Source organism: Rummeliibacillus suwonensis, from assembly GCF_007896435.1.
Classification (GTDB): Bacteria; Bacillota; Bacilli; order Bacillales_A; family Planococcaceae; genus Rummeliibacillus; species Rummeliibacillus suwonensis.
The window spans coordinates 299,243-312,068 of sequence record NZ_VCBL01000001.1; the positions used below are offsets into that span (position 1 = coordinate 299,243).

12 protein-coding genes are annotated in these 12,826 nt (G+C 36.0%); 8 read left to right on the plus strand and 4 right to left on the minus strand.

Features of this window, described 5'->3' with window-relative positions:
* Positions 1-360 precede the first annotated feature (360 nt).
* Positions 361-777 (plus strand): GNAT family N-acetyltransferase, encoded by a 417-nt coding sequence (locus FEU33_RS01390; RefSeq protein WP_146547675.1) that lies wholly within the window; start codon positions 361-363, stop codon positions 775-777.
* 416 nt (positions 778-1,193) lie between these two features.
* Complete coding sequence (locus FEU33_RS19235) at positions 1,194-1,319, plus strand: hypothetical protein (protein ID WP_255473181.1); 126 nt, start codon at positions 1,194-1,196, stop codon at positions 1,317-1,319.
* Between the two features lie 283 nt (positions 1,320-1,602).
* Here the strand turns inward: FEU33_RS19235 and ahpF are convergent, their stop codons facing one another.
* Entirely contained in the window at positions 1,603-3,159 is a 1,557-nt protein-coding gene (ahpF, locus tag FEU33_RS01395; protein WP_146547676.1) for an alkyl hydroperoxide reductase subunit F, read from the minus strand.
* A gap of 275 nt (positions 3,160-3,434) precedes the next feature.
* Complete coding sequence (gene ahpC / locus FEU33_RS01400; RefSeq protein ID WP_146547677.1) at positions 3,435-3,998, minus strand: alkyl hydroperoxide reductase subunit C; 564 nt, start codon at positions 3,996-3,998, stop codon at positions 3,435-3,437.
* A 716-nt stretch (positions 3,999-4,714) separates the two neighbouring features.
* On the opposite strand from ahpC, the gene FEU33_RS01405 reads away from it, so the two are divergent.
* The gene (locus FEU33_RS01405; protein ID WP_146547678.1) at positions 4,715-5,179 is read left to right on the plus strand and encodes a 2-thiouracil desulfurase family protein; all 465 of its coding nucleotides are present in this window, start codon (positions 4,715-4,717) and stop codon (positions 5,177-5,179) included.
* Between the two features lie 246 nt (positions 5,180-5,425).
* On the opposite strand, the gene FEU33_RS01410 is transcribed toward FEU33_RS01405, so the two are convergent.
* The gene (locus FEU33_RS01410; protein ID WP_146547679.1) at positions 5,426-5,986 is read right to left on the minus strand and encodes a helix-turn-helix domain-containing protein; all 561 of its coding nucleotides are present in this window, start codon (positions 5,984-5,986) and stop codon (positions 5,426-5,428) included.
* Between the two features lie 436 nt (positions 5,987-6,422).
* Here FEU33_RS01410 and FEU33_RS01415 point away from each other — a divergent pair, with 436 nt between their 5' ends.
* The 3 genes from FEU33_RS01415 (at position 6,423) to FEU33_RS01425 (ending at position 10,065) form a co-directional block, all read left to right on the plus strand.
* Positions 6,423-7,940, plus strand: coding sequence for an L-lactate permease (locus tag FEU33_RS01415; protein ID WP_146547680.1), 1,518 nt, complete (start codon positions 6,423-6,425; stop codon positions 7,938-7,940).
* 466 nt (positions 7,941-8,406) lie between these two features.
* On the plus strand, positions 8,407-9,267 hold the full coding sequence (locus FEU33_RS01420) for an ABC transporter permease (RefSeq protein WP_146547681.1): 861 nt from the start codon (positions 8,407-8,409) through the stop codon (positions 9,265-9,267).
* A gap of 18 nt (positions 9,268-9,285) precedes the next feature.
* Positions 9,286-10,065 (plus strand): ABC transporter ATP-binding protein, encoded by a 780-nt coding sequence (locus FEU33_RS01425; protein WP_146547682.1) that lies wholly within the window; start codon positions 9,286-9,288, stop codon positions 10,063-10,065.
* 13 nt (positions 10,066-10,078) lie between these two features.
* On the opposite strand, the gene FEU33_RS01430 is transcribed toward FEU33_RS01425, so the two are convergent.
* Complete coding sequence (locus tag FEU33_RS01430; protein ID WP_146547683.1) at positions 10,079-10,300, minus strand: hypothetical protein; 222 nt, start codon at positions 10,298-10,300, stop codon at positions 10,079-10,081.
* Here FEU33_RS01430 and FEU33_RS01435 point away from each other — a divergent pair.
* Both FEU33_RS01435 and FEU33_RS01440 read left to right on the plus strand, forming a co-directional pair.
* Positions 10,283-11,374 (plus strand): taurine ABC transporter substrate-binding protein, encoded by a 1,092-nt coding sequence (locus FEU33_RS01435; RefSeq protein WP_146547684.1) that lies wholly within the window; start codon positions 10,283-10,285, stop codon positions 11,372-11,374. The genes FEU33_RS01430 and FEU33_RS01435 overlap by 18 nt on opposite strands.
* Positions 11,375-11,390: 16 nt before the next feature.
* Positions 11,391-12,731, plus strand: coding sequence for an LLM class flavin-dependent oxidoreductase (locus FEU33_RS01440; RefSeq protein ID WP_146547685.1), 1,341 nt, complete (start codon positions 11,391-11,393; stop codon positions 12,729-12,731).
* Positions 12,732-12,826 lie beyond the last annotated feature (95 nt).

Below are 12,826 nucleotides of genomic sequence, written 5' to 3' on the forward strand. Positions count from 1 at the left end.
AAAAGACCAGCTATTATAGTACAGGTACAAGACATTATCTGATCGTTATATGATAGGCTACCATTCTCCAAAATCTAGTTGGAAAGTGGTAGCCTATTTTTAATGCGAAACTTGTCTTAGCAGTTGCGAATATAGAATGAATAAAATAAGCAAATTGGTTTCATAATTTCTTATTCAAAAGGATCAAATGTAAAATATAAATCCTTGATCTACAAAGAAGTTGATGAGAATTTGAAAAAGATGACTCAAAAAAGAGCCATTTTTTTAAAAGAAAAATGTGAAATTTCATATGATTTTTGGATATCATTTAGTAAAGGTATCAGCAGTTGGTCATGTAACTAAAGACAAAGGGTGAAAAATATGATATTTCTTAAATATGATATAAATGAAGATGAGATAGCAATGTTAAAAAAGGTGTATCAATCTGTTGGATGGATGAAGCATGATGAAAAAATCATAAAGAAAGTATTTGATGCAAGTACACATCAAGTATTTGCAGTAAACAATCATCAAGTTATTGGTTTCGCAAGAGCTTTGTCTGATGGTGTGTTTAATGCTGCGATTTATGATGTCGTTGTACATCGGGAATTTCAAGGACAGGGAATTGCTCGAATGCTTATTGAAGATATGCTGCAGCAGTTAGATTTAGTATCTTGCATACATCTGATCTCAACGGTTCATAATGATACTTTTTATAAAAAATTTGGTTTTAGAAAATTGAAAACCGGAATGGAAATTTATAAAAACGAACAATTAGCTAAAGAATATTTAGATTAAAACTGTAATTTTTTTACGATTCATAAATATGATGATAAAGAAAGTGTGTTAGTGATTAGGCTAACGCGCTTTTCTTTTGCACAGGAATTCATTCAATATAAAGGGTAGCGGAGTGAGGAAAGAGGGATTATCGGATGTGTTGAAAGGGATTTTGTGATTGAACATCCGGTATTTGTTACTTTTGAGAAGGCTAATAACAAGGAATTTAGGGCTTTAATTGTTCGGCTATTGTCAGAATTGTTTGGGTGCTTGGTATGTGTTGTGAACAAACTGTGAAAGTGTATAAAAAGACTTGCCATTTATAGAAATCCGAGTAGAATAAGGATTAGAAAATATGTTGTATAACAGATTGCAAAAGTCATGGGGAAAATAATGATTGTTTTAATACACAATAAATAAAAAGGAGAAATGAAATCATGTGGGTAGTCACTATCTTTAATGATATTAACGACATTCGTATGTTTGAGTACACTAATAGAGAAGCTGCAACAGCAAAAATCGAAGGCTTAGACAATGCCATTTTATCTTATACAAATTATTAGGAGATACCTTATCCAGCTGTAGATAAAGTAGAACTATTGAATAGAGCATCTTTTGAAGTGAAATATTAGAAATTGAAAAGGCGAAAACGTGTTCAATCGACGTTTTCGTCTTTTTTATGCCAAAGTTTTTAACTAAAATGATCCATTTAAAACAATGGCACTTTATTTTTATTAAATTGCGATCAAACCACGAGAGTAAAGATTATTGTTACTTTAAGAAATGCACTAAAAATGCCCTCAGGAGAAATTCTCACTGGGGGCATTTTTGTATCTATGAAAGGAATTATGCTTGCACGGGTTCCTTTACATCAGAACGAATCATATAATCGAAAGCACCAAGAGCGGCTGTTGCACCAGAGCCAATGGAGATGACGATTTGTTTATAAGCTGAATTTGTGCAGTCACCAGCTGCAAAAACACCTGGCATGCTTGTTGCACCGTGTGGATCAACAATAATTTCATTCAATTTATTTAGTTCGAGTGTACCTTGTAAAAACTCTGTATTTGGCAATAAACCGATTTGAATGAATACACCTTCTAGTGTAAGATGGTGTTCCTCATTTGTTTGACGATCAATATATGTTAAACCATTGACCGTTTTATCACCGGTAATTTCCTTTGTTAAAGCATTCGTTAAAATTGTTACATTTGGTAAGCTGCGTAAACGATTTTGTAGAACAGAGTCAGCCTTTAACTCCGGACCACGTTGCAATAATGTTACATGATTGACAACACCCGCAAGGTCAATAGCAGCTTCTACACCAGAGTTACCGCCACCAACAACTGCCACATCTTTTCCTTTGAATAATGGTCCGTCACAATGTGGACAGTATGCGACACCTTTTGTCTTGAATTCTTGTTCACCTGGTACACCTAGTTGACGATAGCGAGCACCCGTTGAAAGAATCACGGTTTTACTTTTTAGGACACCGCCATTTTCTAATGTCACTTCTACTAGATCATTTTTGGCTACTTTCACCACACGTTGGTCTTTTATGATATCAACTGGATAAGCTTCCACATGTGCCTCTAAACTTGCTACAAAAGCAGGGCCTTCTGTTTCTTTAATGCCAATAATATTTTCAATCGCTAATGTGTCATTTACTTGCCCACCGAAACGTTCTGCTACAAGACCTGTGCGAATTCCTTTACGTGCTGTATAAACCGCTGCACTTGCACCAGCAGGGCCACCACCAACAACAAGAACATCAAATGGTTCTTTATCATTAAATTCAGATGGATCAGACGCGGCACCTAATTTATTTAAAATTTCTTCAAGTGACATACGACCACTTTCGAAAAACTCACCGTCTGCATAAACAGTTGGAACACCCATAATATCTTTTTCTTGCACCTCTGATTGATAAGCTCCTCCCTCAACCATCGTGTGTGTAATATTAGGGTTTAACACAGACATAATATTCAATGCTTGAACTACATCTGGACAGTTATGACATGTAAGGCTGACATATGTTTCAAAATGGACAGGTTTCGTAATAGCCTCAATACGCTTAATCGTTGTATCTTCTACTTTTGGCGCACGACCTGATACTTGTAAAAGTGCTAAAACGAGCGAATTAAATTCATGACCAAGTGGTACACCGGCAAACACGACGCCTGATTCTTCAGAGCCTGCTTTATTGATGCTAAAGCTTGGCGTGCGTTCTAATTGTGTATGTTCCACCGTAATCCGTGGTGATAATTCTGCTAGTTCGTTGACAAGTTCCAATGTTTCCTTTGAAACTTTATCATCTCCTACACTCACTTTTAATACTAAATCGCTCTCAAGAAGTGCAAGTAATTGCTTTAATTGACCTTTAATATTTGCATCTAGTGCCATTATCATATCGTCGTTTTACTCGTTGTGCCAGTATCGATGCATGTATTCCGCAATGCTTCATGCTATCGTACAAAGTCACGCATGATGTATTCTCGAAACGACGACTTCTCACCTCTCTTTTATGATTTACACAGAGAATCATGTGCCTATTTTCATGCTCTTCTCTTATAAATAGAGCGACAAATACTAAGGAATCCCTAGTAATTGCCGCCCGCTTGATTGATATATTGCTGTGAAGTTACATTAGTGATTTAGAAAGAAACGAATCAGTCGAATTAGATTTTACCTACTAAGTCGATGCTAGGTGCTAAAGTTTCGCCGCCTTCTTTCCATTTAGCTGGGCAAACTTCACCTGGATGATTACGTACGTAAGTAGCTGCTTTGATCTTATCGATTAATTGAGAAGCGTTACGACCGATACCATCGTTATTGATTTCTAATGTTTGAACAACGCCATCTGGATCGATTAAGAATGTAGCACGTTGAGCAGCACCTGCTTCTTCATCTAATACGTCGAAGTTACGAGAAATTGTATGGTTAGGGTCACCAATCATTGTATATTCGATTTTAGAAATAGCTTCTGAATGGTCATGCCATGCTTTGTGAGTAAAATGAGTGTCTGTAGATACAGAATAAACTTCAGCGCCAAGAGCTTTTAGGTTTGCATATTCAGATTGTAAATCTTCTAATTCAGTTGGGCACACGAAAGTAAAGTCTGCTGGATAGAAGCAAACTACAGCCCATTTACCTTTTAAAGTTTCGTCTGTAACTGTTTTGAATTCACCATTTTGGAATGCTTGTGCAGTGAATGGTAAGATTTCTTTGTTTACTAATGACATAATCGAATTCCTCCTGTATACGTTCATTTTTTCAATAATTATTTTTTAATTAGAATAATTATTGTTTGTACTTAAATTATTATACGAAAAAGGATTTCTGTCAACCCTTTTCCCTTATAGTATCAAATTTCTGTATTATACGTCCAGAAATGTTGATTTAACAATGTTTCAGTACCATTCTCTTTTATAGCATCCAGCCCTATAGCAGCATAATGAAAAATAAAATAAAAAGCTAAAAAACACACCTCATGTATATAAAATGCTACAAAATCATTTTTTTATGTTATAAAAAAGAAATAATAGATTTTATTTTCTCAATCGCTGTCATAATTTTTTCATTTTTTCAATTAAATTTCGCATTTCTCAAAGCAAAAAAGTTGACAATGGAAAAAAGAGTTATTCTATCAATATTTTTATAAAAAGTTCAACTACCACAAGTATAGCTTTGATTAAACACCTTAAGGTCTAGAGCAAATGCTGAATTTTTGAATTCATTATAGATTGTCCAATCTTTGAAAATGCTATACAATCTAACCGTTGTTCATTACTGGAAACATAATAATTCGCCATCTGAAGTATAGTAATCTATTGTTTCTTATCCTGCCTAATGGAAGTTAGATATTACTGTTGGATGTGCACAATTGATATAGAAAAAATATTTCAATATGAGTATGAGAGAAAAAAGGTAGCTAATTTGTATAGATAGGATGTGTAGCATGATTTTGGTCAGTTCTTGTTTAGCCGGAAATCCGGTAAGGTATAATGGCACTTCTTGTATGAATGATATCGTTCAAAAATTAATTGATGAGAAGAAAGCAGTTCCAGTTTGCCCAGAGCTTTTGGGTGGTTTTGTGATACCAAGAGAACCTGCTGAAATTATAGGTGGAGATGGGTTTGATGTTTTAGATGGCAAAGCAAAAGTTATCGAATGCTCAGGGAATGATGTAACAGAATTATATATAAATGGTGCTAGAAAAACTTTAGAGATGGCGAAAGAAATAGAAGCGACACATGTAATATTAAAAGAATATAGCCCCTCTTGTGGAAGTCAAAAAATTTATAATGGAGAGTTTATGGGGAAAAGAAGAGATGGTGCTGGAGTAACAGCCGCTTTGTTAGCAATCAATGGCATCAAAGTTATATCTGAACAGGAGTTAGAAAATTGGAAAGATGAAGTCTAGACAATGATGCCTAACTCTTTGGCTTTGAAATGAGCAAACTGATGATCCTCTAAAAAGGCAAAAGTTATTTTTTATGTTGGTTTTGTATTTTTATCTTTATCTTCATCTTCATTCAGTAGAGAACACTCACAGGTGAACGATATAAATGTGTCCCCATTGTTCACTGAATGAAGGGAAGGTCTTATAAGAGTAATTGTACAAGCCTATTCAAATCCGGATGCAATTACACCAAGGGACAGTGAATAATCAAGCATCTATTTTATGTGAATCAATGATTAAATAATAATGGCACTCCGTGTTTAAAAGGTTTACAAATCGATGTTTTAAGTCTGCCTCGTAATAGATTGAATCCCCTTTTTCTAAAATATAACTTTTGGGTTCCTCGCCTAATTCGATTTTCAATTTTCCACGTGCTACATAAATATGTTCCTGAACACCTCTTTTGTGAGGAGGAAATGTACCTGTCTCTTTTAAAGGGGGAATGATATTTAAGATAAATTCTATACCAATGGCTGAAAAAGATGGAGACAAAAGATGCCTTTCTACACCTGTAGTTTCATCTCTGTAGATCAACTGCTGATTGGAACGGATAACAATCACCTCATTTTCCTGCTGTTCACCTAATAATTTTGAAATAGTTACTTCAAGACCTTCTGCAATTTGAGACGCCACTTGAATGGTCGGGTTTTTTTCACCTCTTTCAATCATGGATAGCATGGATTTACTCACATTGGATCGTTCAGATAATTCCTCTAAAGTAAGCCCCTTCCGCTTTCTTTCTTTTTTAATATTGTAACCAAATTCCATTTTTTATAGCCCCTCTTTTTCACTATAGTAAATTTCTTTATTGACTTTTGACAGGTAAATCAAATAATATAAAATTTACTATAGTGGATTTTTGTTAACTAAATCATAACAGGAAGGGAGAGGATTCACCAGATATAGGGTATGAGCAAATAAAAGTGAGGGACAAAGAAATAGTGGTCCCCACTGGGGGAAGTTTCACTTTATCCCGCATTAGCGGGCAGTAAGACCCTCATCTCAAGATTTAAAGAGAAACGAAAAAGATAAATGGGGGATCAACTGCCCGTAAAAGTCCGATTGGTTCGGGCTAACAAGATGTTGGTCACTCAGGTGTTGCCACAGGACGTGGCGCTTTTAACCTGAGTTCTTCTATTTCAGTGGGGGATGAAGAAAACCCCCACTGATGGAGTTTCACTTTATTGAAATGGAGGGATTTTCCATGATGCTTTTAATGGCTATAATACCGATTTTAAGTGTTCTTATCTTCTTGTTTTTTTTAAAACAGACATCATTACGGGCAGGGGTTTTTTCGCTTATGGTAGTTATTATGATTACTTTTCTCTACCATGGCTATAAGCTTACACCAGAAAATATGGTTCATTCATCCCTTAAGGGGTTATTCATTTCATTTATAGCTGCATACGTTCTCTTTTTTGGCATATTGCTTTTCCACTTCATTGATGGCGTAGGGGGAATTCAATCAATAGCTTCCTTCATATCTCAGGCAACTAATGATCATATTATACAAGTTTTGATCCTAGTGGCTGGCATTTCTCCGCTTATTGAATCAACAAGTGGATTTGGAATAGCGTTTATGATAATTACACCAATATTTGTTGCTCTAGGATTTCACCCTGTAAAGGCTGTTCTATTAGGGCTTGTTAGCTTGCTAGCTGTTCCTTGGGGAGCATTAGCTACAGGGACAGTCATTGGCGCACAATTAGGAGGGATTTCACTTCAAAAACTAGGAACTGGAACGGCTCTTATAAGTATTCCTATTTTTATCTATTTTATGGTTATTGCCGTTTACATAGCTGGAGGGTTCAAGGATATTAAGGCAAAATGGAAAGAGTTAATGCTGTTTTCTATTATTTTTTCTATCTCGATTCTTCTTTTTAATACTTATGTAAGTGTTGAATTGGCAGGTGTATTAGGTGCATTGGTTACAACTGGGATAGGTTTAATGATCATTAAAATTTCTTCACTAAAATTAAATAAAGAAGATAACAATACAGTTATTTCACAAGTATCGGCATCAAAAGAAAAGTACACTAAGGTAAGTATGCTGAAAACAATGAGCCCCTATATCATCTTAACTGTTCTTATCTTCATTTCCCGTTTATGGGCACCCTTTAGACAATTTTTAGAGTCTCATTTTGTTGTGACATTACCGTCTTATGACTTTTCGATGGCTCTACTTTATTCACCAGGCTTTTGGTTATTCGTTACTTGTCTATTGACTATTTTTATCTTCAAAATTAATAAAGATAAGATATTCATCTCATTGGTAAAGACATTCAAACAATGGATACCATTTGTCATTTCAACTGCCGCCTTTGTTTGTATATCTGAAATCATGTCGGAAGCTGGAATGATATCGACTCTTGCTAATACAGCAGGGAATATATTCGGAAATAGTTTTTTATTGATCGCTCCTTTAATAGGAGGAATTGGAGGTTTTCTCACAGGAAGCAATACGGGGTCTAACGCTATGTTTATGAAATTACAAGTTCAAACGGCACAACAAGTTGGACTATCATCAGACTTCATTACATTTGCACAAAACGCGAGTTCCTCACATTCAACTATGGCAAGCCCCGCCAGAGTAACATTAGGTGCAGCACTATGCGGTATTCCATCTCAAGAAAATAGAATATTGAAAAGTATATCTTTCATTGTTTTAGGGTCAATAGCCTTAATTATAATCGCTGTTCTTTGTCTATCGATATTAAGGTAGATGACATTAAAGGTCAATATAAGAGCATGATCCCAAGCGTGTTAAAGGTCCAATTTTATTCCTTAAAATATAGATAATTGGGTAAGATTTCATTTCAATTCATATAAATGAAAGTTAACAATAGGAAATTTACACATTCATGTTCACATGCTTAACTTAATATTTTCCAATCAACATGCGTAATCTTTTTATGTAATAAATCTATTTCACTTTTATTTTATTCAGAAGTAATAATTCGAAAACATACTTGACCACTTAGTTTTATATACATTATAATTGGAATACATTTTCATTATTGGACTGACTAGACAACTAGAGGCCTTCTAAATATTAGAGGGCCTTATTTTTTTTATAGGAACTGACTGGAGTAACGAGAGATTCTTAGAAGAAAATTTAAAAGTGAATTTTTGTTGTTATTGTTTAGACGTTCAAAAGTCTTTTAAGTTCAGGGAAGGGGTGTCCAAAGATGGTTCAACAAAATGAGCTGCAGACAGCAAAAGAACAACCACTGAATAAACTACCAGTGAATTTAAAAAGGAATAAGAAAAAGAGTCTTAAATTTTGGAAAATAGAAACCTTGATTACGATCACTACTTTTTTATTGATCGGGATCATCTGGTTTTTAGTAACGGAGTTTAAAATGGTATCGCCGTTAATTGTACCTTCACCAGCAATTGTATTACATAGTTTTCAAGAGGTATTGTCGACTGGATATAAAGGTATTCCATTATTGGTGCATGTCTTCGATAGTATGAAACGTTTATTATCTGGATATGTTCTAGCAGCCATTTTGGGGGTGCTATTGGGATTAGCGAGCGGATATAGTAGCAAAATCCGTGCTGTTTTTGATCCTATTGTTGAATTCTATCAATCATTACCACCACTTGCCTATTACACCGTATTAATTATTTGGTTCGGCATTGGGGATGTATCTAAAGTGGTATTGCTATTTTTAGCCGCTTTTGCACCTATGTTTATTTCATCTATGGCAGGGGTGAAGAATGTTAAAACGGAGTATATTCAAGGGGCTTTAAATTTAGGCGCTAATCAATGGAAAACTTTTTATTACGTTATACTACCCGCGAGTTTACCATTTATTTTTACAGGTTTACGAACATCGATGGTCGCATCCTATAGTACACTTGTGGCGGCAGAAATGGTAGCAGGTGCAAGTGGTTTAGGCTGGATGGTAATCGATGCAAGTCGATTCTTACGAAGTGACATTATTTTTATGGGATTAATCGTTATGGGGATTATCAGTATTATTTTAGATCGTACATTACGATTTGCAGAAGTAAAGATAGTTCCTTGGAAAGGAAAAGATTAATAAGCAAGGAGCGATTAGATGGTACAGGTTGAAGTAAACGAAAATGTGTTAGAACTCAAAAATATTCAATTAGCATATGAAACACAGGGGGAAGATGTACTAGCACTCCAAAACATTGATTTAAATATAAAGGAAGGCGAATTTGTCTGTATTTTAGGACCATCAGGTTGTGGAAAAAGCACATTGTTGAAAATCCTAGCTGGTTTTATAACGCCGACGGAGGGCTCTGCAAAAATTGATGGTTCTGAAATTAATAGTATCGATTGGAATCGTGGTGTTGTCTTTCAGCAAGCGGCGCTATATCCATGGTTAACTGTTGAACAAAACGTGAACTTTGGATTGAAGATGAGAAAAAAGAAAGATGCTACGACCGTACGGTATTTTTTAGATAAGGTCGGGCTATCACAGTTTAGCCATAACAAGCCATATGAATTATCGGGAGGAATGAAACAACGTGTTGCCATTGCTCGTGTATTGGTAAACAATCCTCGGGTCCTATTGATGGATGAACCATTTTCTGCGCTTGATGCGTTAACGCGAGAACAAATGCAAAACTTGCTTAGAGATATTTGGAGAGAAACGAAAAAAACAATTATTTTCATTACGCATGATGTGGATGAAGCTTTACTATTGGCGACAAGAATAATTGTCATGTCTAGACGCCCAGGCCGCATTGCAAAAGAAATAGATGTAGCTTTTACCAATCATATTACGACTGAAGATAATAGTGTTCGTTTTACCAAAGAGTTTCAAGAAGTTCGGGAACGAATTTTACAGATCATTAATAACCAATCATAAAGTGAAACTTCAACTAGTGGGGGTTTTCTTCATCTCCCACAGAACTAGAGGAACTCAGGTTAAAAGCGCCGCGTCCTGTGGCAACACCTAAGTGGCCAACATCTTGTTGACCCGAACCAAAAATAGGGGTTTTACAAGCGGTTAACCTGCTGTTATTTGGGGTGGGGATAATCGTCCTGCCTGTTACTGCAAGATAAGAAAACTCAGGAGGCACAAAATGACGAATTCGAAACATTGGATAACAATAACTTTTTTAGCTTTAATGACTATACTATTAGTTGCATGCAATAATTCAAAATCCGTGGGTACAACATCTAAAGCCGAAACAACCAACACAGCGGCTAAAGCAGGTGCTAAAGAAGAACTACCGAAAACTGTGAACATCGGTTTTTTTGAATATATTGATGACAATTTAATCGTAAAACAACAGGGATGGCTGGAAGAAAAACTAAGTAAATTAGGAGTCAACGTCAACTGGGTAGCTTTCCAAGCGGGACGTGATGCGAATAACGCATTATTATCAAAATCTATAGATATTCAAATCGGTATTGGTGGTCCACCCGTTAGTATTGCTGTATCCTCAAAGATCCCATACGAAATTTTTTGGGCAGGCCAGACAGTGGGTGAGGCGGAAGCATTAGCCGTTAAAAAGGATAAAGGAATATCAAAAATAACAGATTTAAAAGGAAAACGTATTGCAACAACATCTGCATCTACTTCACATTATAGCTTATTGAGTGCTTTAGAAATTAACGGTCTAAAAGCTGCGGATGTACAAATCATTGATCTGACCCCGCCTGAAATTTTGTCGGCTTGGAAGCGCGGTGATATTGACGCAGCATATACTTGGGATCCAGGTCTAACTGAATTATTGAAGGATGGGACAAAACTTATTTCAAGCGCTGATTTAGCAAAACAAGGTCATCCGACAGGGACTTATGGTGTTGTCCGTAAAGAATTCGGAGAAAAATATCCAAAAATCATTAAATTATATATAGAACAGTTGATTCGTGCACAAAAATTATATGCAGAAAATCCAGATGAAGCAGCAAAAATTTGGTCAGAAGCATTACAAATTACAAAAGAAGATGCGGCAAAACAAGCAAAAGGATCAAATTGGTTAACACCACAACAACAGTTATCCGATACGTTTTTAGGTACAAAAGATAACATTGGAAACACTGCAAAATCATTAAAAAAGATTGGCGATTTTTTAGTAGATCAACAATCGATACCAGCAAAATCAGAGGTGCCTTCATATGAAGCGATTATTAATCCTACTTATTTAGAGAGTGTCATAAACAAATAAAGGGGGTGTTAATGAGATGGTGAAAAAACGATTAAAATTAGGCGTATTCTTCATGTTACCAGGACATCATGTTTCAGCATGGCGTTATCCGGGAACGAAAAAAGAGCATTTATTTAACCTGAAGTTTTTAGCACAACAAGCAAGGCTAGCGGAGAAGGGAAAACTTGATATGATCTTTCTAGCAGATCAGCTAAATAGTGATGATCCGACAGCTGCAGGCTTTGAACAAACACTAAATCTTATGTATGAACCATTTACACTATTAGGGGCATTAGCTGCTGTGACAGATAAGATCGGATTAGTAGCGACTGCTTCTACTACACATAACGAACCATATAATATTGCGCGTAAATTTGCGTCACTTGATCAATTGAGTGAAGGACGTTTAGGCTGGAATGTTGTAACGAGTGGTTTATCATTGGAAGCTCAAAACTTTAATAACCAACCATTAGAACATAGCAAACGATATGAACGTGCAGATGAATTTGTTGAGGTCGTCAAAAAACTTTGGGACAGCTGGGAAGAAGATGCCATTGTTTATGATCAACAAAATGGTGTAGTAGTTGATGCCTCTAAAGTACATACGATCAATCATAAAGGTGATCGGTTCTCTGTACGAGGTCCATTACCAGTGCCAGCATCGAAGCAGCATCGGCCGATTATCGTTCAAGCAGGTTCTTCACAATCAGGTAAAGAACTAGCTGCAAAAACAGCAGAGGTGGTTTTTACTGCAGCACAAAGTATTGAAGATGCTCGACAATTTTATACTGATTTAAAAGGGCGTCTAGCCAAATATGGGCGTCAACCGGATGATTTGAAAATCATGCCAGGTGTATTTCTAATCGTTGGTAAAACAGTAGAAGAGGCACAATGTAAAAGACAACAATTACTCGATTTAATACCGGAAGAAGCCGGTCTAGCAAGACTGAGCGCACATTTAGAATTTGATTTGACAGGCTATCCCTTAGATGAGCCATTACCACCATTGCTACCCATTGAACAGGTCACAGGAACAAGAAGCCGCGTAGAGTTATTAAAAAAGGTAGCAGACGAAAACCATTTTACCATTCGTCAATTGTATCAGCATATTGCGGGCGCACGTGGTCAACGAGAGCTTGTTGGGACTCCTGGGCAAATCGCAGATGACTTACAATTATGGCTTGAAACAGGCGCGGCTGATGGGTTTAACATTTTACCATCCCATTTTCCAGATGGTTTTCAAGATGTCGTGGAATTATTGATACCTGAACTTCAACGACGAGGCCTTTTCCATACAGAGTATGAAGGTGATACATTACGCGAACATTTAGAACTCAAGGCTCCTACACATTATTATGCGAAAGTGCCACAATCATAGTAGCAGCAATTGTCCTTAGGTGCTAATACTCAATATTGAAATAGATATTCTCGTAAAAATTCTAATATCATTTATAATGAAGAAAAACAAGTTAT